The organism is Erythrobacter tepidarius, from assembly GCF_002155695.1.
Taxonomy (GTDB): Bacteria; Pseudomonadota; Alphaproteobacteria; order Sphingomonadales; family Sphingomonadaceae; genus Erythrobacter; species Erythrobacter tepidarius.
This window is the reverse complement of sequence record NZ_MUYJ01000007.1, coordinates 149,912-174,820: the sequence shown is the minus strand read 5'-3', so window position 1 is coordinate 174,820 and position 24,909 is coordinate 149,912. Positions and strand designations below refer to the sequence as shown.

21 protein-coding genes and 1 tRNA gene are annotated in these 24,909 nt (G+C 66.0%); 17 read left to right on the top strand and 5 right to left on the bottom strand.

Annotated elements, in window-relative coordinates:
- The first annotated feature begins 41 nt into the window (after window positions 1–41).
- Both BZF61_RS08765 and thiE read left to right on the top strand, forming a co-directional pair.
- Window positions 42–926 carry a fructose bisphosphate aldolase gene (locus BZF61_RS08765; protein WP_086618562.1) on the top strand — a complete coding sequence of 295 codons (885 nt, stop codon included), beginning with the start codon at window positions 42–44 and terminating at the stop codon, window positions 924–926.
- 41 nt (window positions 927–967) lie between these two features.
- Window positions 968–1,606, top strand: coding sequence for a thiamine phosphate synthase (gene thiE, locus BZF61_RS08760; protein WP_086618561.1), 639 nt, complete (start codon window positions 968–970; stop codon window positions 1,604–1,606).
- A 7-nt stretch (window positions 1,607–1,613) separates the two neighbouring features.
- Here thiE and BZF61_RS08755 read toward each other — a convergent pair whose 3' ends face one another.
- The gene (locus tag BZF61_RS08755) at window positions 1,614–2,039 is read right to left on the bottom strand and encodes a hypothetical protein (protein ID WP_086618559.1); all 426 of its coding nucleotides are present in this window, start codon (window positions 2,037–2,039) and stop codon (window positions 1,614–1,616) included.
- A 171-nt stretch (window positions 2,040–2,210) separates the two neighbouring features.
- Here BZF61_RS08755 and efp point away from each other — a divergent pair, with 171 nt between their 5' ends.
- The 5 genes from efp to BZF61_RS08730 all read left to right on the top strand — a co-directional run bounded on the left by efp (window position 2,211) and on the right by BZF61_RS08730 (window position 7,360).
- Window positions 2,211–2,774, top strand: a complete 564-nt coding sequence (efp, locus tag BZF61_RS08750) for an elongation factor P (RefSeq protein WP_086618558.1) — start codon at window positions 2,211–2,213, stop codon at window positions 2,772–2,774.
- A gap of 9 nt (window positions 2,775–2,783) precedes the next feature.
- A complete protein-coding gene (locus BZF61_RS08745; RefSeq protein WP_086618557.1) occupies window positions 2,784–3,602 on the top strand; it encodes an inositol monophosphatase family protein in 819 nt (272 codons plus the stop codon).
- A 175-nt stretch (window positions 3,603–3,777) separates the two neighbouring features.
- A tRNA-Leu gene (locus tag BZF61_RS08740) sits at window positions 3,778–3,862 on the top strand.
- 160 nt (window positions 3,863–4,022) lie between these two features.
- Window positions 4,023–5,858 (top strand): SLC13 family permease, encoded by a 1,836-nt coding sequence (locus BZF61_RS08735; protein WP_086618555.1) that lies wholly within the window; start codon window positions 4,023–4,025, stop codon window positions 5,856–5,858.
- 182 nt (window positions 5,859–6,040) lie between these two features.
- Window positions 6,041–7,360, top strand: a complete 1,320-nt coding sequence (locus BZF61_RS08730; RefSeq protein WP_086618632.1) for an amidohydrolase — start codon at window positions 6,041–6,043, stop codon at window positions 7,358–7,360.
- A gap of 121 nt (window positions 7,361–7,481) precedes the next feature.
- On the opposite strand, the gene BZF61_RS08725 is transcribed toward BZF61_RS08730, so the two are convergent.
- The gene (locus BZF61_RS08725; RefSeq protein WP_086618554.1) at window positions 7,482–7,667 is read right to left on the bottom strand and encodes a hypothetical protein; all 186 of its coding nucleotides are present in this window, start codon (window positions 7,665–7,667) and stop codon (window positions 7,482–7,484) included.
- A gap of 99 nt (window positions 7,668–7,766) precedes the next feature.
- Window positions 7,767–9,365, bottom strand: a complete 1,599-nt coding sequence (locus tag BZF61_RS08720; protein WP_281251528.1) for an isocitrate lyase — start codon at window positions 9,363–9,365, stop codon at window positions 7,767–7,769.
- Window positions 9,366–9,545: 180 nt separating this feature from the next.
- On the opposite strand from BZF61_RS08720, the gene BZF61_RS08715 reads away from it, so the two are divergent.
- From BZF61_RS08715 to BZF61_RS08690, 6 genes are all read left to right on the top strand, one after another.
- Window positions 9,546–10,898 carry a helix-turn-helix domain-containing protein gene (locus tag BZF61_RS08715; protein WP_086618551.1) on the top strand — a complete coding sequence of 451 codons (1,353 nt, stop codon included), beginning with the start codon at window positions 9,546–9,548 and terminating at the stop codon, window positions 10,896–10,898.
- Window positions 10,899–11,013: 115 nt separating this feature from the next.
- Window positions 11,014–12,399 (top strand): TIGR03013 family XrtA/PEP-CTERM system glycosyltransferase, encoded by a 1,386-nt coding sequence (locus BZF61_RS08710; RefSeq protein WP_086618549.1) that lies wholly within the window; start codon window positions 11,014–11,016, stop codon window positions 12,397–12,399.
- Window positions 12,396–14,528 (top strand): XrtA/PEP-CTERM system histidine kinase PrsK, encoded by a 2,133-nt coding sequence (gene prsK, locus BZF61_RS08705; RefSeq protein ID WP_245804555.1) that lies wholly within the window; start codon window positions 12,396–12,398, stop codon window positions 14,526–14,528. Before BZF61_RS08710 ends, prsK begins: the two co-directional genes overlap by 4 nt.
- On the top strand, window positions 14,528–15,892 hold the full coding sequence (gene prsR / locus BZF61_RS08700) for a PEP-CTERM-box response regulator transcription factor (protein ID WP_086618546.1): 1,365 nt from the start codon (window positions 14,528–14,530) through the stop codon (window positions 15,890–15,892). Before prsK ends, prsR begins: the two co-directional genes overlap by 1 nt.
- Entirely contained in the window at window positions 15,876–17,354 is a 1,479-nt protein-coding gene (locus tag BZF61_RS08695) for a tetratricopeptide repeat protein (RefSeq protein WP_086618545.1), read from the top strand. The genes prsR and BZF61_RS08695 overlap by 17 nt, the downstream gene beginning before the upstream one ends.
- Window positions 17,355–17,402: 48 nt before the next feature.
- Complete coding sequence (locus tag BZF61_RS08690) at window positions 17,403–18,365, top strand: bile acid:sodium symporter family protein (protein ID WP_086618543.1); 963 nt, start codon at window positions 17,403–17,405, stop codon at window positions 18,363–18,365.
- On the opposite strand, the gene BZF61_RS08685 is transcribed toward BZF61_RS08690, so the two are convergent.
- Both BZF61_RS08685 and panB read right to left on the bottom strand, forming a co-directional pair.
- Complete coding sequence (locus BZF61_RS08685) at window positions 18,362–19,414, bottom strand: DUF475 domain-containing protein (RefSeq protein WP_086618542.1); 1,053 nt, start codon at window positions 19,412–19,414, stop codon at window positions 18,362–18,364. The genes BZF61_RS08690 and BZF61_RS08685 overlap by 4 nt on opposite strands.
- A gap of 43 nt (window positions 19,415–19,457) precedes the next feature.
- The gene (panB, locus tag BZF61_RS08680; RefSeq protein ID WP_086618540.1) at window positions 19,458–20,330 is read right to left on the bottom strand and encodes a 3-methyl-2-oxobutanoate hydroxymethyltransferase; all 873 of its coding nucleotides are present in this window, start codon (window positions 20,328–20,330) and stop codon (window positions 19,458–19,460) included.
- A gap of 194 nt (window positions 20,331–20,524) precedes the next feature.
- On the opposite strand from panB, the gene BZF61_RS08675 reads away from it, so the two are divergent.
- The 4 genes from BZF61_RS08675 (at window position 20,525) to BZF61_RS08660 (ending at window position 24,874) form a co-directional block, all read left to right on the top strand.
- Complete coding sequence (locus tag BZF61_RS08675) at window positions 20,525–22,087, top strand: amino acid permease (RefSeq protein WP_086618539.1); 1,563 nt, start codon at window positions 20,525–20,527, stop codon at window positions 22,085–22,087.
- Window positions 22,088–22,191: 104 nt separating this feature from the next.
- Window positions 22,192–22,971 (top strand): recA-like protein, encoded by a 780-nt coding sequence (locus BZF61_RS08670; RefSeq protein ID WP_245804554.1) that lies wholly within the window; start codon window positions 22,192–22,194, stop codon window positions 22,969–22,971.
- A complete protein-coding gene (locus BZF61_RS08665) occupies window positions 22,856–24,487 on the top strand; it encodes a DNA polymerase Y family protein (RefSeq protein WP_245804553.1) in 1,632 nt (543 codons plus the stop codon). The genes BZF61_RS08670 and BZF61_RS08665 overlap by 116 nt, the downstream gene beginning before the upstream one ends.
- 54 nt (window positions 24,488–24,541) lie before the next feature.
- Window positions 24,542–24,874, top strand: a complete 333-nt coding sequence (locus BZF61_RS08660) for a PilZ domain-containing protein (protein WP_086618534.1) — start codon at window positions 24,542–24,544, stop codon at window positions 24,872–24,874.
- Window positions 24,875–24,909 lie beyond the last annotated feature (35 nt).

The following is a 24,909-nucleotide window of genomic DNA, read 5'->3' as shown; positions in this document are numbered from 1 at the left end:
CCGCATCCGAACGATCTTACGCGACTTGGAGAACGCTTGCCATGAACACCCAGGACATGATGACCCGCATCGCCACCGGACAGGGGTTTATCGCCGCGCTTGACCAGTCGGGCGGTTCGACCCCCAAGGCGCTGCGTGGCTATGGCGTGGATGATAGCGAGTGGTCGAGCGAGGAGGAAATGTTCGCTCAGATCCACGCGATGCGCGCGCGCGTCATCACCAGCCCCTGCTTCGCGAGTGGCAAGGTGATCGGCGCGATCCTGTTCGAGAAGACCATGGACGGCGAGGTTGACGGCCAGCCCACTGCCGATGCCCTCAAGGCGCGCGGGATCGTTCCCTTCATCAAGGTGGACGAGGGCCTCGCCGATGAAGCCGATGGCGTCCAGCTGATGAAGCCGATGACGAAGCTTCCCGCGCTGCTCGCCAAGTCGGTCGCGGCGGGCATGTTCGGTACCAAGATGCGCTCGGTCATCAAGGCGGCGAACGCAGCCGGGATTGCCGCCATCGTCGCCCAGCAGTTCGAGATCGGCGCGCAGATCATCGCTGCCGGGCTGATGCCGATCATCGAGCCCGAATATGACATTACCGCCGAAGATCGCGCCGAAGGGGAAAATATCCTCCTCGCCGAGATCATGCGGCATCTCGACGCGCTGCCCCAAGGCCAGCAGGTGATGCTCAAGCTTTCGATTCCGGCGACCGCCGGTCTCTACACCCCGCTGGTGGGCCACCCCAAGGTGCTGCGCGTGGTGGCGCTTTCGGGTGGGTTCTCGACCGACGAAGCCTGCGCCCGCCTCGCCCAGAATCCCGGCATGATTGCCAGCTTTAGCCGCGGTCTGCTGCAGGACCTGCGCAAGAGCCAGAGCGACGAGGAATTCAACGCGGTTCTCGGCAAGGCAATCGACCAGATCGCCAGCGCCAGCGTCTGAACAGGTGACAGCCGGGGCGCGAGCGGTTAGCGAGCCGCGCCATGACGGACACGCAGCTCTATCTGATCTCCCCGCTCGACGTGGGCGGCGCGTTTCCTGCCCGGCTCGAACGCGCGCTGGCGGCGGGTGCTCGGCTCCACGCTGATCTTGTCACCGCCTTCCAGTTCCGGGTCAAAGGTATTGACCAGCACGAGGCAGCGCGCCTGGCGGCGCCCCTGCAAGCCATCTGCGCGGCGCATGACGTGGCCTTCATCGTCAATGATTCGATCGCGCTCGCCAAGCGGTTGAAGGCCGACGGGGTGCATCTCGGGCAGGAGGATGGCTCGCCCAAGGATGCGCGTGCGGCGCTGGGGCGCGAGGCGCAGATCGGCGTTACCTGCCACGCCAGCCGCCACCTTGCGATGGAAGCGGGCGAGGCGGGGGCGGACTATGTCGCCTTCGGGGCCTTCTATCCCTCGGCCACCAAGGACAAGGGCGATGCACCGCGTCCCGAACCCGAGCTGCTGCGCTGGTGGAGCACGCTGTTCGAGATTCCCTGCGTTGCGATCGGCGGGATTACGCCCGAAAACTGTGGGCCGCTGGTGAGGGCAGGGGCGGACTTCCTCGCCGTCAGTCATGCGGTGTGGGGCGGGGACGAGGTCGCCGCGATCGAGGCCTTTGCGAAAGTGATGCGGGGATGAGGCCGGCCTAGCGGTTGCTGCCCAGCCGGGTGCAGATCAGCTTGCTCGGGCTGCCATCGGCCGCAAGCTTGCGCAGGGTGTTTTCGCCCAGCAATTCGAAGCGCTCGTCCTTCTTGGGGCCGCGGGTGAACACCAGCCCGGTGCCGCGCAGCAGATAGATCCCGCGTCCGCCATCGGCGGTCCGGTAGCTCGAGGCGTTGCCGATGCGGAAGCCTTCCTCCGGCACCACCACATAGGCCTCACCCCCGGCATCGCCAGGCAGGGCGCATTCCCACTCGCCGCGCTGGAGCGTGCCGAGCATCCCGCCACTGGGCGGCGGCGCGCTGCCGCGCGGGATGCTGTCCTTGCGGTCCTGCGCGAAGGAGATGCCCGAGCCCAAGGCGGCAATCGCCGCGGCACAGAGCGTGAGGAGAATGATCGTGCGGGTGCGCATTGCCGCTCGCCCTAACAGCCTCGCACGGGCAAGGCCAAGCCTTTCGTGCGCGCGCGTGGCCGCGCTTGCCGAGCGGGACGCTATCGGCTATCGGCGCGCCTCGTCTCGCAGGTGCGCTTGGGATCCGGCGCGCCGGTTCGCTCTTTCCATCTCGTAAAAAGGCCCTTGCCCATGAAGATCAGCGGCGTCGACATTCGCCCCGGCAATATCCTGGAATATGAAGGCGGCATCTGGAAGGTCGCCAAAATCCAGCACACCCAGCCCGGCAAGGGCGGGGCCTATATGCAGGTCGAGATGAAGAACCTGCAGGACGGCCGCAAGACCAACGTGCGTTTCCGCAGCGCTGACACGGTGGAGCGCGTGCGGCTCGACACGAAGGACTTCCAGTTCCTCTACGCCGATGGCGATGATCTGGTGTTTATGGACAACGACACCTACGAGCAGATCACGCTGCCCGGCGACCTGCTCGGCGATGCGCGCCCCTTCCTGCAGGACGGGATGCAGGTCGCGCTGGAGCTGTGGGACGAAAAGCCGATTTCGGTGGAATTGCCTGCGCAGGTCGAAGCCACCATCGTCGAGGCGGACGCGGTGGTGAAGGGCCAGACCGCTTCGTCGAGCTACAAGCCCGCGATCCTCGACAACGGCGTGCGCATCATGGTGCCGCCGCATATCGAAAGCGGCACGCGCATCATCGTCGATGTCTATGAGCAGACCTATGTCGGCAAGGCCGGCTGAGGACGGATCATGGCAGCTATTTCCGGCCTCATCCGCGTGATGGAGCGCGCCGCGCGCAAGGCGGGCGGGCGTCTGCGGCGCGATTTCGGCGAAGTCGAGCACCTTCAGGTCTCCCGCAAAGGCCCGGCCGATTTCGTCAGCAAGGCCGATATGCGCGCCGAGCGCACGCTTTATGACGAACTCTCCGCCGCGCGCCCGGGCTGGGGCTTCGTGATGGAAGAGGCCGGGGTTATCGAGGGCGAACCGGGGAAGCCCCGCTGGATCGTCGATCCCCTCGATGGCACCAGCAACTTTCTCCACGGCATCCCGCACTTCGCCATTTCCATCGCCGCGCAGGAACCGCGCGCGGACGGCAAGGGCTGGGGCGATGTGGTGGCAGGCGTGGTCTACCAGCCGATTACCGACCAGACCTTCTGGGCCGAAAAATCGCGCGGGGCATGGCTTCACGATGCACGCCTGCGCGTCTCGGCGCGCTCGCGCCTGTCCGATGCGTTGGTGGCGACCGGTGTGCCCTTCTTCGGCCACGGCGACTTTGCCGAGTGGAGCCGCATCTTCGGCGCGATCGGTCCGGAAGTCGCGGGCATCCGCCGCTTCGGCGCGGCCTCGCTAGACCTTGCCTATGTCGCGCAGGGCCGCTTCGACGGCTTCTGGGAAAGCGGGCTTTCCGACTGGGACACCGCCGCTGGGTGCCTGCTGGTGCGCGAGGCGGGCGGCTTCGTGTCCGATTTCCGCGGGCGCTCCGAGCCGATTCATGCCGCTCAGGTGCTGGCCGCCAACGATGCGCTGCACTCCAAGCTGCACAAGCTGCTTGCCGGCGCTCTGCGCTGATTGGCCTGAAATGCGGCCGGGTGCGTGCGAATGTCTCGCCCGGGCAGCGGCCTTGTTGGCCTGTCGCTGCGCTGCCTGAGGCCTGAAGGTGGCCTTGCTGGGGGCGAGCGCGCGGGCTTGCCCGCTTGCCAGTAGGTTCGGCCCTCGCTAACAGCGCCAAGCATCCCGCACAGGCGCCCCTGTGGTGGAATTGGTAGACGCGACCGACTCAAAATCGGTTGGAGAAATCCGTGCCAGTTCGAGTCTGGCCAGGGGCACCACTTTCCAGTTTTCCTCGGTGCTGATTCTGCTGCGATGCGGCAGGGCACCTGCGGGCGGCCAGTCGGCCTTGCGAACCCTTGCGGGTTCGGGATCCTTCCCGGCTCTGCCGACAATTCGCTTGCCCCGTGCCCTGCCCTTTGGCTAGCCCTGCGAGCAGCCATGCTCGAAGCGCCATCCTACCACGCGATAGCGGCCATGGCGGTGACCATCGCCATGTTCATCGCCTTTGCCCGCGGGCGCTATCCCGAAGAGATCATCTCACTCATCACCATCGCGGTGATCGGGGTGGGCCTCTATTTCGCCCCGCTCGAAGGCAGCAAGCCGACCGACGGCCTCGCCATCGCCTTCGGCGGGTTCGGCCATTCGGCGCTGATCACCATTTGCGCGTTGATGATCATGGGCCGGGGGCTGGTGGTGACCGGCGCGCTCGAACCCTTTGCGCGGGTGCTGGAGGGCGTCTTCCGCGTCAACCCGCAGTCCGGGTTGCTGACCGCGCTGCTGGTTGCCTTCATCCTGTCGATGTTCGTCAATGACACGCCGGTGATGGTGCTGCTGATCCCGATCATCGTTGCGATTGCGGCAAAGGGGCTGATGCCCTCCTCGAAAATCCTGATGCCGGTCAATGCAGCGGTGCTGCTGGGCGGGATGGCGACCACCATCGGCACCTCGACCAACATTCTCGTCGTCACCATCGCCGCCGATATCGGCATGAAGCCGATCGGCGTGTTTCAGTTCACCCCGATCGTGCTGATCGCGGGGCTCGTGGCGATACCCTATCTCTGGCTGGTGATGCCGCGGATGCTGCGCGACAATTCGGTCACGGCGGACAATGCACGCCGCATCTTCCACACCCGTCTGCGGGTCGCGGCCGACAGCCTGCCTGCAAGCGGCGATCTGGCGGAGGTAAGGGGCAAGCTGCCCGAGGGTATCACCTTCCTTGATATCCCTGCCGGCCCGCTCCAGCCCGACCAGCGGCTGCACATATCGGGCACCCACGAGGCGCTGGAGGAGGCGGCGCGCGCGCTCAAGGGGCAGCTGGCGCCAGGCTGGGTGCTGGATCGCATCCGCCGCATCTCGCGCAGCCGGGGCGAGGATATCGTCGTGATGGAGATGACGGTTACCGCCGAATCGCGACTGATCGGGCGCACGCTGGCGAGCTCGGCGATTGCCGATCTTTATGGGGTTGCGGTGCTCGGGATCCATCGGCCCGACCGCCTGCCGGGCGAGCGCGATGCCTATGCCGAAGGCGATGATTTCCGCATTCGTGGCGGCGATGTGCTGCTGGTGATGGGGATCGAGGAGGATTTGCGGAACTTCGCCGGCAATGACGGCCTGCTGCGGCTTGAAGGCGCGCGCGAGCTGCCGCGCCGGTCGAAGGCGGTGCTGGCCGGGGCGATCATGCTCGGCGCGATCGCCACCGCCTCGCTCGGCCTGCCCTGGTTCGATGGTTCGGGCTATGCGCCGATCAAGCTGCCGATCGCGATTTCGGCGCTGGCCGGTGCGATCGCGATGTTCGTCACTGGCTGCGTCAAGTTCGATCGGGTCGGACGCGCGCTTTCGGCCAAGGTGATCGTGCTCATCGCCGCAAGCCTCGCCATCGGGCGGGTGATCGACGAAAGCGGGGCGGCTGAATGGCTGGGGCAGGCGTTCTCGCTCGGACTCGTCTATCTGCCGCCGGCGTTGGTGCTGGCGGCGATCATGCTGTTCGTGACGCTCGTTACCAATTTCGCCTCGAACGCTACGGCAGCGACCATCGGCACGCCGATTGCCTACAGCATCGCGATGCAGCTCGGCCTGCCGCCCGAGCCGCTGGTGCTGGCGGTGCTGTTCGGCTGCAACCTGTCCTTCGCCACCCCGATTGCCTATCAGACCAATCTGCTGATCATGTCCGAAGGCGGCTATGAATTCGGCGATTATGTGCGGGCCGGGGCGCCGCTGGTGGCGCTGATGGTGGCGGTGCTTTCGGTGCTGCTGGTGCTGGCCTACGGGTTATGAAAGGGGCGGGCGCGTTTCCTACCGGTCGTGCGCCATGGCAAGATCGGACAATGATCGCAATGCGCCGCTTGATGACCAATCTGCGTTCGTGGACGAAAGCGGCCGCGGGCGGATCTTTTCTGTTTCAGGACAGTGTCTCATGTGTCTCCAACAGGGCTGAAGATGAAGGAAAGGGCAGTGCGATGCGGTTGATGGCGATTCGGGCGGGGGCGAGCGCGCTGGCGCTGCTGGCGGTGCCCGCGCAGGCGGATGACCTGCGCGATGCGGTGGCGGCCGATATGCCGGGGCTTATCGCCCTTTACGAGGATCTCCACGCCAATCCCGAACTGAGTTTCCAGGAGGTCGAGACCGCGAGGAAGCTCGCTGCCCGCGTCCGCGCGCTGGGCTTCGCGGTGACCGAAGGCGTCGGCAAGACCGGCGTGGTCGCGGTGCTGAAGAATGGCGAGGGGCCGGTGGTGATGCTGCGCGCCGACATGGACGGACTGCCGGTGATCGAGCAAACGGGCCTGCCCTATGCCTCGAAAAAGCGCGCCATCGCGCAGAACGGCACCGAGACCGGGGTGATGCACGCCTGCGGGCACGATACCCACATGACCGCGTGGATCGGCACCGCCCAGCAGCTCGTGGCGCGCAAGGACCAGTGGTCGGGCACGCTGGTGATGATCCTCCAGCCAGCCGAGGAAATCGGCGAAGGCGCCAAGGCGATGCTCGATGACGGGCTTTTCACCCGCTTTCCAAAACCCGATTACGTGCTGGCCTTCCACGATGCCGCGCAGTTTCCGGCGGGGCATATCGGCTATTCCAAGGGCTTTGCGTTGGCGAACGTCGATTCCGTCGACATCGTGGTTCCCGGCGTGGGCGGGCATGGGGCTTACCCGCACACCACCAAGGATCCGATCGTGATCGCCGCCAGCATCGTCACCCGGCTCCAGACGCTGGTCAGCCGGGAACTCAATCCGACCGATGCGGCGGTGGTGACGGTGGGGAGCTTCCAGGCGGGGGCAAAGCACAACATCATCCCCGATGAAGCGCGGCTCCAGCTGACGGTGCGCAGTTACGAGGACAAGACCCGCCAGCACCTGCTCGAGGGGATTGCCCGGATCGCCAGGGCCGAGGCGATGGCGGCCGGAATGCCCGAGGACAAGCTGCCGAAGGTTACGGTGCAGGACCCCTATACCCCGGCGACATACAATACGCCGGAGTTCACCGAACAGGTGATGGCGGGCCTCAGGACCCGCTTCGAAGGGAGGGTATTCGAGACCCCCGCGGTGATGGGCGGCGAGGACTTCAGCCGCTATTACCGCGCCGACCGGGACAAAGTCGAAAGCCTGATCTTCTGGGTCGGCGGGGTGCCGCAGGACCAGTGGGAAAAGGCGCAGAAGGGCGAGTTGCAACTGCCCTCGCTGCATTCGCCGTTCTGGGCGCCCGATGCGCCCGTGGTGATCGCCACCGCAACCGAGGCGCTGACGGCGGCGACGCTTGATCTGATGAAGAAGCGGTGATGCTGTCGCCGGTCACGCAGCGACAGGACGGCGCGAACCAATGATTACGGCCGCCGGAGCACGCACCTTGCGGGGCGATTCCGACGGCCGTTTCTCCTCCCCAGGAGAACTGTGAAAGGACCTATTCCGATGCCGGCACGTAGGTCCCGAGGCGGTGGTGCAGGGCGTTGATCTTGGCCAGCTCCTCGCGGTCTTCGGTGTTGCGGGCGTAGCTTTCGAGCGCGCGGCGCAGCAGCTTCATGTCGGCCGTCGACAGCAAGGCGCGGGCGCGGGCGGGCTCGGTCTTGGGGGTATCGGTATCGCTCATCGTCACTCTCCGCTGGGTGATAGCCCGCGAGGTCTTAGGCGCTTCGGCAGATTACCGGAAGGCCGCAAATCGCGTCCCTTCCGGCAACCCACAGCAAGATCAGGCCGCTTCGAACTGGTTCATGGTGTTGTGGACACCACCAGCCTTGAGTGCGGCTTCACCGGCGAAATACTCCTTGTGATCGTCACCAATGTCACTGCCGGCCATGTTCTGGTGTTTCACGCAGGCGATGCCCTCGCGGATCTCCTTGCGCTGGACGTTCTTGACATAGCCGAGCATCCCCGCGTCGCCGAAATACTCACGGGCAAGGTTGTCGGTGCTGAGCGCCGCGGTGTGATAGGTCGGCAGGGTGATGAGGTGGTGGAAGATGCCCGCCCGCGCCGAAGCGTCGCGCTGGAAGGTGCGGATCTTCTCGTCGGCTTCCTCGGCCAGCGCGGTGCCGTCATATTCGACGCTCATCAGGCGGCTGCGGTCATAGGCCGAAACGTCCTTGCCAGCCGCTTGCCAGGCGTCGAACACCTGCTGGCGGAAATTGAGCGTCCAGTTGAAGCTGGGCGAGTTGTTGTAGACCAGCTTGGCGTTCGGAACCACTTCGCGGATCCGGTCGACCATGCCGGCGATCTGCTCGACATGGGGCTTCTCGGTCTCGATCCAGAGAAGGTCGGCGCCGTTCTGGAGCGAGGTGATGCAGTCGAGCACGACGCGGTCCTCGCCGGTGCCGGGGCGGAACTGGTAGAGGTTCGAGGGCAGGCGCTTGGGCGCCAGCAACTTGCCGTCGCGGCTGATGAAGACCTGGCCGTTGGTGATGTTGGCCGGATCGACTTCATCGGCATCGAGGAAGCTGTTGTACTGGTCGCCCAGATCGCCCGGCTCCTTGGAGTAGGCAATCTGCTTGGTGAGGCCGGCGCCGAGCGAGTCGGTGCGGGCAACGATGATCCCGTCTTCTACGCCCAGTTCGAGGAAAGCGTGGCGGCAGGCGCGGATCTTCTGGAGGAAATCCTCGTGCGGCACGGTCACCTTGCCGTCCTGGTGCCCGCACTGCTTTTCGTCCGAAACCTGGTTCTCGATCTGGAGCGCGCAGGCGCCGGCCTCGATCATCTTCTTGGCGAGCAGATAGGTCGCTTCGGCATTGCCGAAACCGGCGTCGATGTCGGCGATGATCGGCACGACGTGGGTTTCGTAATTGTCGATCGCGTTTTCGAGCCGCTTGGCCTCGACCGCGTCACCGGCCTTGCGCGCGGTGTCGAGCGCGCGGAACATCATGCCCAGTTCGCGGGCATCGGCCTGCTTGAGGAAGGTGTAGATCTCCTCGATCAGCGCGGGCACCGAGGTTTTCTCGTGCATCGACTGGTCTGGCAGGGGCCCGAATTCGCTGCGCAGCGCGGCGACCATCCAGCCCGAAAGATAGAGGTAGCGGCGCTTGGTCGAGCCGAAGTGCTTCTTGATCGCGATCAGCTTCTGCTGGGCGATGAAGCCGTGCCAGCAGCCGAGCGACTGCGTGTACTGCGCCGGATCGGCATCATAGGCGGCCATGTCGGCGCGCATGATCTGGGCGGTGTACCTGGCGATGTCGAGACCGGTGCGGAAGCGGTTCTGGATCGCCATGCGCGCGGCGTTTTCGGGATCGATCGCCGCCCAGCTCGGCCCGTTGGCGGTGATGACGTCGCGCATCCGGGTGATGGTGTTCTGGTAGGTCACGTGCTTCTCCTGTCCGTCCATGGGCGGGTGCGTGCCTGTTGCAGGGACTCGCACCGGCTCGGGGCAGGATTTGCCGTGTTGCGGCGCAGCATCACAGAAAAAATTACAAGAAATCGTGTCGCTATCCCGACATTTGCGCGAAAATTTGTGTAAATAAGTAAAATAATTTACAAGGCGCTCATGGTGGATTCCAATCTTCTGGCAGGACCGGCGCTGCGCCGCCTGCGCAAGCGCGAGGGACTGACGCAGGCCGCGATGGCCGCAGCACTCGGTATCTCGCCATCCTATCTCAACCTGATCGAGCGCAACCAGCGTCCGCTGTCCGCACGCGTGCTGGTGCAGGTGATCGAGCGTTTCGACTTCGATCCGCGTTCCCTGCGCGAAGATGATGCGATCGGCGGGCTCGATGGGCTTGCCCGGCGCTTGGCCGACAAGCGCTTTGCCGATCTCGGTATCGACCGCGAGGAAATCCAGGAATTCCTTGCCGCCGCGCCCCAGATCGCGGCCGCCTTCGCCCGGCTTTACGACAGGGGCGGGGGCGAGCGGATCATTGCCGAGGATGCCGCCGCCGCGGCCCGGCGTGCGATCGAACGCTGGCAGAACCACTTCAGCGACCTCGATCACGCTGCCGAGGGTCTCGCCGACGAACTGCGCCTGTCGCGCGGGGAAATCAGCGCGGCGCTCGGAGACCGGCTGCGCGAGAAGCACCGCATCACGGTGCGCATCCTGCCAGCCGAGGTGATGCCGGGGCAGGTCCACCGGCTCGATCTCCATGCGCGCCAGTTGCAGCTGTCGGAAATGCTGCCCGGTGCCGCTCGCCGCTTCCAGATCGCCCGGCAGGTCGGTGCGCTGGAGATGCGCGAAGGGATCGAGACGCTGGTGGCTGGTGCCAACCTTGCCTCTCCCGAAGCGCGCACCATCTTCCGCGAACACATCACCGATTACCTCGCCGGCGCGCTGCTCTTGCCCTATCGCCGCTTCCTGCGCGCCTGCGAGCAGACCGGCTATGATCTCTTGGTGCTCCAGCGCCGCTTTGCCGTCAGCTTCGATCAGGCAGCGCAGCGGCTCACCACGCTCGGGCGGGTCGGCGAGCGCGGGTTGCCGTTCTTCGTCGCCACCATCGACCGCGCTGGACGGCTTGAGAGTTTCACTGCTGGCGCATCTGGTGCGCTCTATCCGCTTGAGGGTGCGCGCTGGCCGGCCTGGATACCCTACGCGGCCTTCGAGCGGCCTGGCACGGTGCTCACCCAAGCGGTGACTTTCGCGCAAGGCGAGGCAACCCCGCGGCATTGGCTCACCATCACCCGCACGGTTGATGGCGACGGGGTGATGTGCTCCGCCCGCCGCGCGGTGGTGCTCGGGATTGAAGCGCGTCTGGCCGGCGAACTTGCATATGCCCGCGGCATCTCGCTCGATCCGGCCGATGCCGTGCCGCTCGGCACGCCGTGCCTGCGTTGCGGGCGCGCCGAATGCCTGACCCCTGCCCCGGCGCGCATGGCGAGCACCTTGCCCCGTCCGCGGGTGGGGGGCTGAGCGGGGCGTTAACCGGCGCAAACCGCAGAAACGCGCACCCTTGCAGAGGTGTAAAATTTACCGACACTTAAGGTCTCGCGCCTAGAAGGCAGGACAACGCAAGAGGCCTGCCCCCATGATCCGCCTGTTCAAGCACTATATCCCGCACGCCGTGCTGCTGCTTGGCCTGCTCGATCTGGGCTTGCTGGTGCTGGCGAGCGAGGCGGCATGGCAGCTGCGCGCCGGCCAGATCGGCATGGCGATCGACGATTTTGGCGATCGCTGGCTTGTGCTTGTCGGGACGGCGATGATCATCTGGCTGGCGATGATCGCTGTCGGGGTTTACGGTCCCTATGCGCTGCGTTCGCTGCGGTTTGCCGGCGCGCGGTTGCTGGTGGCGATCAGCCTCGGCATCATCGCTCTGGCGGTGATCGACTTCATCGTCCCGAGCGACTTCTTCTGGCGTTCGACCCTGCTCTACACCATGGGCCTGGCGATCCTCGTGCTGGTGGCCGACCGCTTGCTGCTGTCCAGCTTCCTTGGCTCCTCGGCCTTCCGTCGCCGTGTCATGGTTCTGGGCGCGGGCGAGCGGGCGCAGCGTCTGCGCGAGCTGAGCGAAAAGCCAGAAACCGGGTTTGCCATTGTCGCCTATATCGCGATGGGCGACAACCAGCGCGTGGTCGAGGAAGCGATCCCGCGTGCGGCGATCCATGACCTTGGCCGCTTCGTCGAAAATCTCGGCGTGTCCGAAGTGGTGCTCGCGTTGCAGGAGCGGCGCAACGCGCTGCCCTTGAAGGACTTGCTGCGGATCAAGACCAAGGGTGTCCACGTCAACGATTTTTCCAGCTTCATCGAGCGCGAGACGGGACGGGTCGATCTCGACACGGTCAATCCCAGTTGGCTGATATTCTCCGACGGATTTTCGAGTTCGCGGATGTTTTCGAGCGCGGTCAAGCGCATCTTCGACATCGTCGCGAGCAGCATCCTGCTGGCGCTGACCTTGCCGATTATTATCATCTTCGCCGGGCTCGTGAAGCTCGACAGCAAGGGCCCGGCCTTCTTCCGCCAGACCCGCGTCGGGCTTTATGGCGAACCCTTCACGCTTATCAAGCTGCGCTCGATGCGGGCCGATGCGGAAAAGGATGGAGCCAAGTGGGCCGAGGAAAACGACCCGCGCATCACGCGCCTTGGCCGCTTCATTCGTAAGGTCAGGATCGACGAGCTGCCCCAGACCTGGAGCGTGCTGAAGGGTGAGATGAGCTTTGTCGGCCCGCGTCCCGAAGTGCCTTCCTTTGTCGAGAGCCTCGAGGCCGAAATTCCGTTCTACAGCGAGCGCCATATGGTGAAACCGGGCATCACCGGGTGGGCGCAGATCAACTATCCCTATGGTGCCTCGGTCGAAGACAGCCGCCGCAAGCTCGAATATGATCTCTATTACGCCAAGAACTACACCCCCTTCCTCGATCTGGTGATCCTGCTTCAGACAGTGCGGGTGATCCTCTGGCCGGAGGGCGCGCGGTGAGCGGGCTGCCCGACGGCATGGCGCTGCTGGCGTGGCTCGCATGGGTTGCCGGAGCGGTGCTGGGCGCCGGTTCGCTGGTGTGGATCTGGCACTGCGGCGATCCCGCCCGGCCTGATCGCCTGCCGCTGGCCTTCGCCAGTGGGTTGGGCGGTGCAGCGTGCGCCTTCGCCGCGGCCTTCGGGCCTGATCATGCCGCCGGCCAGATTGCCATCATGGCCCGCAATCTGGCGCTGATTGCGGCGATCTTCGGCATGTTCTCGGCCGACGGGCGCGTCGCCAGCCTCAAGCCGATCCGCCCTGTCATCATCGCGCTGGTGTTGGTGCAATTGTGCCAGCCCGTGGTGCTGGGCCTGCAATTGCGCGGGGCGGAGTTCCCAGCGGTAACCAAAGCCGCTTTCGACGTGCAGATGCTCACCGATATGCTGGTGGCGATCGGCGCGCTTATGTTGCTGCACAATCTCTACGCCGGGGCGGCCGACGGATCGCGCCATTTGCTGCGCTGGTCGGTGATCGGGCTATCGGGCATCTTCGCCTATGATCTCAACCTCGCGACGATTGCCTATCTCGGAGGCGAATATCCGGTGCTGCTGCGCGATCTGCGCGGGCTGGTTGCCGGGATGATGGGAGTACTCTTCGCACTTGGAATGAGCCCGGCCGGGCCACGCGTGCAATTCAGCCCGTCGCGTGCGGTTACCTTCCGCACACTCTCGCTGCTGCTGATCGGCAGCTATCTCGCGTTGATGGTGCTCGTGGCCAAGTCGCTGCCGCTGGTGGGGGGCGATTTCGCTCGCACCGCGCAGGTGCTGTTCCCGGCGCTGGCCGCAGGCGCGGCAGTTGCGGCCTTCACTTCGCCGCGTCTGCGCGGCTGGCTGCGCGTCACCGCGACCAAGCACCTGTTCCAGCACCGCTATGATTACCGCGAGGAATGGCTGCGCTTCACCCGCACCATCGGCCGCGCCGGCAAGGGCAGCGCCAGCCTGGAAGAGCGCGCCGTCAAGGCGCTCGCCGACATTACCGAAAGCCCGGCAGGCCTGTTGCTCATGCCCAACGAGGAGGCCCAGCTCGAACTCACCGCGCGCTGGAACTGGCCAACCATCGCCGTTCCTGCGGTGGCGGGCGAGCACCTACTGGCGGGCCTGCTCGAACAGCACAACCTGATCATCGCGCTCGACGAGGCACGCGGCGGGATTTCGCGCCAGGGCGAGATTGCGCACCTGCCGCACTGGCTGATCGAGGCCGAAGATGCCTGGGCGGTTGTGCCGCTGATCCACTTCGACCGGCTGGTAGGGGTGGTGGTGCTTGCCCGGCCGCGCACGCCGCGGCGGCTCGACTGGGAGGATTTCGATCTGCTGCGCGTGGTCGGACAGCAGCTGGCCAGCTACCTGTCGGAACAGGCCGGTCAGCAGGCGCTGATGGATGCGACGCGGTTCGACGATTTCAATCGCCGCATGGCTTTCGTGATGCACGATATCAAGAACCTCGCCAGCCAGCTTTCGCTGTTGGCCGCCAACGCCCAGAAGCACGCCAACAACCCCACCTTTCGCGCCGACATGCTGCTGACCTTGCGCAATTCAGCGGACAAGCTCACGGCGCTTCTCGCGCGGCTCGGGCGCTATGGCGCGAACCCGGTCAACCAGCTTTGCGCCGTCGATCTGGCCGAGCTGGCGCGCAATGTTGCCAAGCGGCTCGGTGCGATCCATTCCGTGGTGCTGATCCGCGAAGAAAGCGTGCGGGTCATGGCCAATTCCGAAGCGCTGGACCAGGTGCTGGTGCATCTGGTGCAAAACGCGATCGACGCGAGCGAGCCGGGCATGCCGGTTTGCATCGATATCACCGCCGACGGCCTCTACGGCACGCTTGAAGTGATCGATACGGGCTGCGGGATGAGTCCTGAATTCGTGCGCACCGGTCTGTTCAAGCCGTTCGTCTCGTCCAAGCCCGCCGGCTTTGGCATCGGCGCCTTCGAGGCACGCGAACTGGTCAAGGCGATGGGTGGCCGGATCGCGGTCGAATCGCGTGAAGGATTGGGCACGCGCTTCAGTGTGGTGCTGCCGCTGGCCGACGCGGTGCGACTGCTCGGCAGCGCGGCCGGTGGCGGACAGGAACCGAACGCGAAAGAGGTGGCGTGATGGCTGACAGGAAACCCCCGTTGCTGGTGATCGAGGACGATCCCGGGCTGCAGGCGCAGCTCAAATGGTCCTACGATGATTTCGAGGTGATCATCGCGGGCGACCGCGATTCCGCGCTCGCGGCGCTGCGCTCGGAAATGCCGGCGGTGGTGACGCTTGACCTTGGTCTGCCGCCCGATCCCGACGGCACGAGCGAAGGCTTTGCCGTGCTCGATGCGATTATGGCATTGAAGCCCGACACCAAGGTGATTGTCGCCAGCGGTCATGGCGCGCGCGAGAGCACGCTGCAGGCGATCGAGCGCGGGGCCTATGATTTCTACCAGAAGCCGATCGACATCGACGCGCTCGGACTGAGCGTGCGGCGGGCCTTCAATCTCCATCGGATCGAGCAGGAAAACCGCCGGCTCATGGCGAGCGCGAGTCAGGACAAGACCGTGCTTGGCCGGCTGATCACCGGCGCGCCGGAGATGATCAAGGTCGCGCGCACGATCGAACGGGTCGCCAAGACCAACGTGTCGGTGATGCTGCTCGGGGCGAGCGGGACGGGCAAGGAACTGCTGGCGAAGGGTCTGCACGATGCCAGCGACCGCGCGCACGGGCCGTTTGTCGCGATCAATTGCGCTGCGATTCCCGAGAATCTGCTCGAAAGCGAACTATTCGGGCACGAGAAGGGCGCCTTTACGGGCGCGGTCAAGACCACTGAGGGGAAAATCGAAAGCGCCCACGGTGGCACGCTGTTCCTCGACGAGGTGGGTGACATTCCGCTGCCGTTGCAGGTCAAGCTGCTGCGCTTCCTGCAGGAACGCACGATCGAGCGGGTGGGCGGGCGGCGGGCGATCGCGGTCAACACCCGGATTGTGTGCGCCACCCATCAGGATCTCGAAAGCATGATCGCCGGCGGCGCTTTCCGCGAGGACCTGTTCTATCGCCTGGCCGAAATCGTGGTGCGGATCCCCGCCCTTGCCGATAGGCACGGCGAACCGGTGCTGCTCGCCAAGGTGTTCCTCAAGCGCTTTGCTGCCGAGATGAACCCTTCCGTCACCGGATTTGCCGCCGATGCCCTTGCCGCGATCGACGCGCATGACTGGCCGGGCAATGTCCGTGAACTGGAAAACCGGGTAAAGCGCGCGGTTATCATGGCCGAGGGCAAGCTTGTCCATGCGGACGATCTCGATCTGGCCGTGCCGGATGAGGAGAGCGCCGAGGTGCTCAATCTCAAGGCTGCGCGCGAGGCGGCCGACCGCCGCGTGATCCGCCACGCGCTGGCCCGTAGCGAAGGCAATATCTCCAGCACTGCCAAGCTGCTCGGGATCAGTCGCCCGACGCTCTATGACCTGATCAAGCAGTATGATCTGCAAACCTGAGGTGCTGGCCGGATTGCTGGCTTGCGCGCTGCTGCTGTCCGGCTGCGATACCGATCACACCGCCAGCAAGCGCACGCCTTCGGGGGGGGCGCAATTCGTGCGCCTGCTGGACGAGGCCGATGCCGCGATGGCGGGCGGGGCCTTGCCGCAGGCAGGCCAGCTGCTCGATCGGGCGATGGCGCTCGAACCAGACAACCCTGATTTGTGGGTCGCGATCGCCCGCTTGCGTTTCCGCGGTGGCGAGCACCTCACCGCGCTGGAAGCGGCCGACCGGGCGCTCGAACTCGACCACGATCATGCACCCGCGCTGCTGATGCGGGCGCTGATGGTGCGTGATGCGCATGGATTGGCCGATGCCCTGCCGTGGTTCGAGGCCGCGCTGGCGGCTGACGATAGCAATGTCGATGCGTGGGCCGAATATGCCGCGACTCTCGGCGATTTCGGCCGGAACCGCGAGATGTTGGCCGCGGTGCGGCAATTGGCCAAGATCGCACCGGGCGAACCGCGCGTGTTCTATCTCCAGGCGGTTCTCGCCCAGCGTGGCGGCAAGCCCGTGCTGGCGCGCAGCCTGCTCCAGCGGAGCGGCATGGCAGAGCGCGGGGTTCCGGCCGCGGTGCTGCTCGACGCGCTGATCAGCCTCGATCAGGGCAATTTTGCAAGTGCTGCCGCCCAGCTTGAGGCCCTTGTTGCGCGTCAACCCGCCAACCGCCGGATCCGCGCACTGCTGGCGCGGGCGCTGCTGCTCGATGGGCGCGAGACCGAGGTGATTGCACGGTTTGGCGCAGAGGCGGATGAGGCCGAAGCATCGCCCTATCTCCTCATGCTGGTGGCGCGAGCCCATGAACGGCTGGGGGACAGGGCCAGCGCCGCGCCGCTGCTGGCGCGCGCCTATGCCGTGGCGTCAGGCACGCCTGTCGTGCTCGCGGCGCGAGACGGGTTGCCGCCGCCAACCGCCGAGCTGCGCCGGATCGTGCTTGCCGGCAAGGTGGCGCAGGCGCGGGTCAGCGCGCAAGGGCTGCGCGTGCGCTTTCCCGCTTCTGCCGATATTGCGCAACTGGCCGGCGATGCCGCGTTGGCGAGTGGCGATCCGCGTGGCGCGCTGGAAAATTATGCGCACGCCGCAAGGGTCCGCCGCCCCTGGCCGCTCACCCGCAAGGCTGCTTTCGCCTATCGCAGCGCCGGCGATGCGAACGCGGCTGAAACCCTGCTGACGCGCCATGTGGCGGGCGAACCGGACAATCCCGCAGCTCTGACGATGCTCGCGCAGACGTTGGCTGTGCGCGGCGAGTGGAAGCGGGTGGAACTGCTGCTTGATCACGCGATCGCGCTTGGTGCCGGGCACGATCCAGCGCTGCTGGCGCTGCGGGCACTAGCGGCGCGTGAAGGCGGCAAGATCGCCGCCGCGGCGCGGTTTGCAGCCTTGCGGGCCGAACTGCGCCCGCCAGCGCTGACTGCGCACTAGCGTTCCGCCGCTCGACAATCGGCGCGAGACGGGGCAGGGGGCCGCGCCATGCTGCTGCGCCGCCTGCCCTTGCTGAACGACCCGATGATTGGTGTGCTGCTGGCGATGACCACGCTGGCCTTCGTGCTGCCGGCGACGGGCGCGGGCCGCGAGATCGTGCGGCACCTGTCCAACGCGGGCATCTTCGTGCTGTTCCTTGTCAACGGGATGCGCATCCGCCGCAGCGAGATCATGCGCGGGATCGCCAACTGGCGCTTCTTCGCACCGCTGATGCTGTTCGTGTTCGGCGGCATGGCGCTGGCGGGGCTGGGCTTGGCAACGCTGGCCGCAGGCGCACTGCCGCCGTTGGTGGCCTTGGGCTTCGTCTATCTCGGCTGCCTGCCCTCGACGATCCAGTCGGCGACCTCCTACACCAGTCTGGCCCAAGGCAACGTCGCGCTGGCGGTGGTGGGGGCAGCACTGATCAACATCGCGGGCGTTTTCGTCAGCGCGCCGCTGTTCGCGCTGCTCGGAGGCGGTGAGGCAGGCGCAATCGGGACTGAGGCGGTTATCCGTATCGGCCTCATTCTGGTTCTGCCCTTCATGATCGGGCAGGTGGTACAGGATAGGGTGATCGAGCGCGTGGCGGCGCAACGCGCGCGGATTGCCTGGCTCGACCGGGCGGTGATTGGCCTTGCTGTCTATGTCGCCTTCTCTGGCGCGGTCGCGCAGGGCCTTGGCAGCCAGTTCGCACCCGCCGACTGGGCGGTGCTGGTGGCACTGGTGCTGGCGCTGCTCGCGCTGGCGCTCGGCGCTGCGTGGGGCATGAGCGGGCTGCTTGGCCTGCCGCGCGCGGACCGCATCACCTTCCTGTTCGCCGGATCGCAGAAAAGTGTCGCCATCGGTGCGCCGCTTGCCGCGATTTTGTTTCCGGCCTCCGCAGCGGGCTTTGTGATCGCCCCGCTGCTGCTCTATCACCTCGCCCAGCTGGTGCTCGCCGCACCGCTCGCCGTGCGCCTCGCGCGGGGTTAGGCGGCGGCGCGTTCGGCCTTCTGGTGGCGCACGGACCACCAGAACGACAGGCCGATCAGGAACGCACCGATCAGGCCGGTGATCGTTTCGGGAATGTGGAACACCGCCGAAACCAGCATGATCGCGCCCAGCACCACGATCGCCCAGAAGGCGCCGTGTTCGAGGTAGCGGTATTCGGCCAGCGTCCCTTGCTTGACGAGATGCACCGTCATCGAGCGCACGAACATCGCCCCGATCGAAAGGCCAAGAGCAATTACGATCATGTTGTTCGACAGCGCGAAGGCCCCGATCACCCCATCGAAGCTGAAACTTGCATCGAGGATGTTGAGATAGAGAAACCCGCCAAGCCCGCTGCGCACCACGGCGCCCGCCAGCCGCGCGGCCTCCTCGCGCATTTCGAGCCAGTGGCTCACCGCTTCCACCGCAATGAAAGTGACAAGTCCGAGCATTCCCGCGCCGAGGAAGGTGTACGCGTCCGCCACCGGCAGCATGCTCGAGATGCCCCACATCCCGAGCAGGAGAATCGCGATCTCGATCGCGGGCAGGCTCGAGACCTTCGACAAGGCGCGCTCGATGCTCTCGATCCAGTGCACCTCCTTGTCGGCGTCGAAGAAGAACTTCATCCCCACCATCGCCAGGAACGCGCCGCCGAAGCCGGCGATGCCGATATGGGCGGAGCTGACCAGTTCCTCGTACTTCGCCGGATCGTTGAGGGAAAGGTCGAGCGCCTCCATCGGGCCGATCTTGGCCGCAATCGCGACGATTGCCAGCGGGAAGACGATCCGCATCCCGAATACCGCAAAGGCGATCCCCCAGGTGAGGAAGCGCTTCTGCCATACCTCGTCCATCTCCTTGAGCACCGAGGCATTGACCACCGCGTTGTCGAAGCTGAGCGAAACCTCCAGCACCGAAAGGATCATCACGATCCACAGCACCTGCGCCATGCCCACCAGTGTGCCGGTGCTGGCGATGCCGTACCATCCGGCAAGGCCAAGGCAGACCGCGGTGAAGATCAGCGAGAAGGCGTAGTAACGAAACAGCGTCTGCATGGCAGGGGCCTAGAAACCTTGAATGAATTGGGGGAGGGCCGACTTAGCCCTTGGGCTGGTAGGTCTGGTCTGCACCGGGGAAGGCGCGGGCGCGCACTTCATCAGCGTAGCGGGCGACGGTGCGGTCGATCACCCCGGCGATGTCTTCATAGCGCTTCACGAAGCGCGGCACGCGTTCGAACATGCCGAGCATGTCCTCGGTGACAAGCACCTGTCCGTCGCACTGTGCCGAGGCGCCGATGCCGATGGTGGGGCAGGACACCGCCCGGGTTACGGCAATGGCGATGGGTTCGAGCACACCTTCGACGACAATGGCGAAGGCGCCCGCCTGATCGAGTGCGACGGCATCGGAGATGATCTTCTCCGCCTCGGCATCGGATCGCCCGCGCGCGCCATAGCCGCCGAGCACGTTGACCGCCTGCGGGGTGAGGCCGACATGGCCCATCACCGGAATGCCGCGCTGGCTGAGGAAGGCGACCGTCGGCGCCATCACCGCCCCGCCTTCGAGCTTCACGGCAGCGGCACCCGTCTGCTTGAGCAGGAAGGCCGCGCTCTCGAAGGCCTGGCTTGGCGAGGCCTCATACGAGCCGAACGGCATGTCGATGACCACCACCGAATGATACGACCCGCGCACGACCGCAGCCCCATGATTGGCCATCATCTCCAGCGTCACCGGCACGGTCGAAGGCAGGCCGTAGATTACCTGCCCGAGCGAATCCCCCACCAGCAGCAGATCGCAATGGGAATCGAGCAACTGCGCCTGCCGGGCGGTGTATGCGGTAAGCATCACCAGCGGTTCGCCCGTCACGCCATCGGTCTTGCGGGCGCGGATGGCGGGCACGGTGAGCCGCTTCATCGGCGCCGGGGTCGGATTGGCGCGACTGGTCGAGGTGTCGAGCTGGAAGGTCGTGGACATGGATCGAGCGTCTAGCCGCTGTCGGCTGCCGGGGAAAGAGCGCGCTTTACCGCTTGTGTTGCGGGCGTGTTGCGCTAGCGTTGCCGCCTGACGATCGCGCGGGAGATCTGCCTGCGGTCAATGGGAGAGCCAATCCAGATGTTTCTTGACAGGATCAAGCCGCGCGCCGTGCAGGCGTGCAGGGGGAAATTGTAATGGCAAGCAAACCGAACCGCAGCATTGTCGAACGCATGTTCGCGCGCAAGTCGATCGCGCAGGTGCAGCGTGAAACCCAAACCAGTGAATTGAAGCGCTCGCTCGGCAAATGGAACCTGCTGCTGCTGGGCGTGGGCTGCATCATCGGGGCGGGCATCTTTGTGCGCACCGGCAGCGCCGCGGCGCTTCATGCCGGGCCGGCGGTGCTGCTGAGTTTCGTCGTCGCCGGGATCGTCTGCGCCTTTGCCGGCCTGTGCTATGCCGAACTGTCCTCGACGCTCCCGGTTTCGGGCTCGGCCTACACCTATGGCTACACCACGCTCGGCGAATTCGTGGCGTGGATCATGGGCGCGCTGCTGCTGCTTGAATACGGGTTGGCGGCATCGGTGGTGGCGGTGGGCTGGGGCGGCTATGTCGTCAGTCTGCTGGCCGATTTCGGCATCGTCATTCCGCCGCAATTCACCGGCCCCACGGGCTACACCCTGATGCGTGACGGCGCGCCGGTGCTGGTTGACGGGCAGACGGTGACGACGATCTTCAACCTCCCTGCCTTCCTGATCTGCGTCGCGCTCGCCGCGCTGCTGGTGGTGGGCGTGTCCGAGAGCGCCAAGGTCAACAATGCCATCGTCGCGATCAAGGTCAGCGTGCTGACCGCCTTCATCGTCGTCGGCGGCCTGATCGTGCTGCCGAACTTTGGGGAACTGGTGACCAAGAACTGGGTGCCGTTCATTCCCGAGAATCAGGGCGACGGCGAGTTCGGCGTGAGCGGCATCATTCGTGCTGCCTCGATCGTGTTTTTCGCCTATATCGGCTTCGAAGCGGTCTCGACCGCCGGGCAGGAGGCCAAGGATCCGGCCAAGGACATGCCCTTTGGGATCATCGGCAGCCTTGTGGTGTGCACCGTCATCTACATGCTGGTGGCCGCGATCATGACGCTGCTGGTGCCTTACAACACGCTCAACGTGCCCGATCCGGTCGCGGTGGTGGTCGACAATTTCGGCCCGCAATGGGGCTGGCTGGCAAAGATCATCAAGGTCGGTGCGATCGTCGGCCTCACCTCAGTGGTGCTGGTGCTGATGTATGCCCAGACCCGCATCTTCTACACCATGGCGCGTGACGGTCTGCTGCCCAAGGTGTTCAGCCGGGTGAACAAGCGCTTCCACACCCCGGCGGTCAACACGGTTGTGGTCGGCCTCGTGACCGCCATGGCGGCGGGCTTCTTCGACATCAACGTGCTGGGCGACATGACTTCGGTCGGCACGCTGGCGGCTTTCGCGATTGTGTGCCTTTCGGTGATCTACCTGCGCCGCGCCGCGCCGGAACTGCCGCGCGGGTTCAAGGTGCCGCTCTATCCGGTGCTGCCGGTGCTGGGCATCCTCTCGTGCCTCTATCTGATCACCTCGGTGCCGATGAACGTGCTGATGTTCTTCGTCTATTACATGATTGGCGGGGTGGCGCTCTATTTCGTCTATGGCATCCACAACTCCAATCTCCAGCATGGCGATCCGCAGGACGATGCGCCCGACATGGGCGAGTTTCCGGGTCCGGTGATCGAGAACTGATCGCATCTCATCGGGGCTGCGCCTGAGGGGCGCGGGGAGCGGATAGGCGCTTCCCGCGCCCTTTGCATTGCAAGACGGCCAATCTTGGAACATAATAAGAACATATGAGTCGTTCGTCCATGTCCTTCACCCCCTCCAGGCCTTCGCCCGCACGGATGTTGTCGCGTGCGCGTGCTGCCGGCGTTCCGGAAGCGCGCTGGCGGCCGGGCCTCGCCGTTCAGCCGTTCCACTCCGAAATCTTCGCCCCCGCGAGCGAGGCGAGCGGGGCGGGGCTGGCGCTGGCGCTGGCGCGCGATGTGTTCGCGGCATTGGGGCAGGACGAGGACGCCCGGCCGGTGCTGTGGGTGCAGGACAGGAAGGCGATCCGGCTTGGCGGACGCCCTTTCCTCCATGGCCTCCCGCCCGCGTGGCGCGACCGGCTGATTCATGTCGCCGCCAGCACCCCCGAGGATGCGCTGTTCGCGCTGGAGGAAGGGCTCAAGTGCCGCGACCTTGCCTGCGTGATTGGCGAGATTGCGGGCAATCCGCGGGCGCTCGATTTCACCGCCTCGCGCCGGCTCAGCCTGGCGGCAGAAAGGCACGGTGTCAGGTTGTGGCTGGTGCGCCTCGATGCCGTGCCCGATCTCTCCTCGGCGCGGATGCGCTGGCAGGTGTGCGCTGCCCGCTCGCCGCGCCCGCGCTGGAACCCGGTCGCCCCCGGCAGCGCGACCTGGCACGCCGAACTGTTCCGCGCCCGGGGCCATGTGCCGGGCGAATGGATGCTGTGCGATGACAATGGAACCCTGCGCATCCACCGCGATGCCGACCGTGCCGCCGCGACGGATCCTGTCCATCTGGTTCGCCCGACTGTCGGTCGATCGCTGGCGGCGCGCGCTCGCGCCTGAGGCGCGCGCGGCTGCCGATGCCGCACCCACCGCGCTGATCACCGAGACCGCGCATGGCCCGCGCATTGCCGCAGCCAATGATGCCGGCCTTGCCGCCGGGGCGCGTCCCGGAATGCTGCTGGCCGACGCACGCGCGCTGTGCCCCGATCTGACCGCCGTCCCGGCCGATCCGGCGGCCGACCTCGCGGCGCTGGAGAAGCTGGCCTTGTGGGCGCAGCGTTGGGGGCCGTGGAGCGCGATGGATCCGCCCGATGGCGTGCTGGTCGACGTCACTGGCGCCGCGCATCTGCTGGGCGGCGAGGCGGCGCTGCTCGCCGATGTCGCCAACGCCTGCACGCGCCGGGGCCTGCGTGTCCGCGCCGCGCTTGCCCCCACCGCCGGGGCCGCCTGGGCACTGGCCCATTACGGCCCGCCTGCTGCCATTCTCGCCCCCGGCGATGATCCGCTGCGGCTGCTCGGCGATCTGCCGGTCGCGGCGCTGCGGCTCGATGATGACGTGCTCACCGTGCTGCGTCGTCTGGGCATCAGGCGGCTCGGGCAGCTGGTCGGCATGACTGGTGCGGGGGCGGATGATCCGCAGGCCGAGGCCGCCGCGCGCGATGCGCTCCACCGTCGTTTCCGCAACCGCCGTTCCCCCGCTGCCAATCCGCTGCTGCGGCTCGACCAGTTGCTGGGCCGCGTGCCCGAACCGCTCCTGCCGGTGATTGCCCGCCCCGTGCCGATGGTCCAGCGCCGCCTGATGGAGCCGCTGCGCCAGCGCGACTTGCTCGACCGGGTGGTGGGCGATCTCGCGCTCGCCATGGTGCGTGCGCTCGAAGCGCGCGGTGAGGGCGCGCGGCGGCTCGAACTGGCGCTGTGGCGGGTCGATGGCGAGGTGCTCATGCGCCGCATCGAACTCGCCGCCGCTACCCGTGAGGCAGAGCATATGCTGCGGCTGTTCGCGCAGCGGCTCGAGGACGTCGATGCCGGGTTCGGCATCGAGATGGTGCAGCTGCGCGCCAGCTGGAGCGAGCCGCTCGGCCTGTCGCAGAGCGATCTCGATGCTGCCGCCGAAAGCCACGGCACCGCGCTTGCCGCCTGCATCGACCGGCTGAGCGTACGACTGGGGCCGCAGGCCGTGACTCGTCCGGTGGTGCGCGCCAGCCATGTGCCCGAACGCGCGCAAGGCACGCAGCCGCCGCTTGCACCTGTGCCCGCGGTGCAGAGTGCGGGCCCTTTTCCCGCCCGTCCGCTCAAGCTGCTCGACCGTGCGGAGCCGATCGCGGTGCTCTATGCCTCGCCCGACGGTGTGCCCCAGCGCTTCCGCTGGCGCGGCATGGTGCGCGAGGTGGTGCGGGTGGAGGGGCCGGAACGGATCGCGCCCGAATGGTGGCGCGAACGCTCCACCACGCGGCTGCGCGACTATTACCGCATCGAGGACGAAGGCGGGCGGCGTTACTGGATCTATCGCCAGGGCATCGCAGGTGACGGGCGCGGGGGCGTGCCCGACTGGTTTCTGCAAGGGCTGTTCGCGTGAAAATCACCGGGGCGCGCTCAGGAATCCTTTACCCCTTTGTGCCATCTCTATCGCATGAACCTGCACACGATCCCTCGTACCTCGGAACGGCGTCCGCTCAACCTGTGGGTGAAGAGCAGGGTGCGTTCGCGCGAGGTGTTCGTCGACGTGATCGACATCTCGGAAGGCGGGTGCAAGATCCGTGGCACATCCGGCTTTGCGGCCATCGGTGACCGGGTGACGATGAAGGTGGCGGGCATCAACGCGCCGCTCGGCACGATTGCCTGGGTCGAAGGCCCGTTGGCCGGAGTTGCCTTCGAAGGCACGATGCACCCGGCCGTGCTCGATCACCTGTGCAAGGAAGGCGTTATCAGCCGAGACAAGCGCCGTCTTTATCGCACCGCCTGAAGCGCTCCGATCCGCTTGCAAGCTTTGCATTTGGC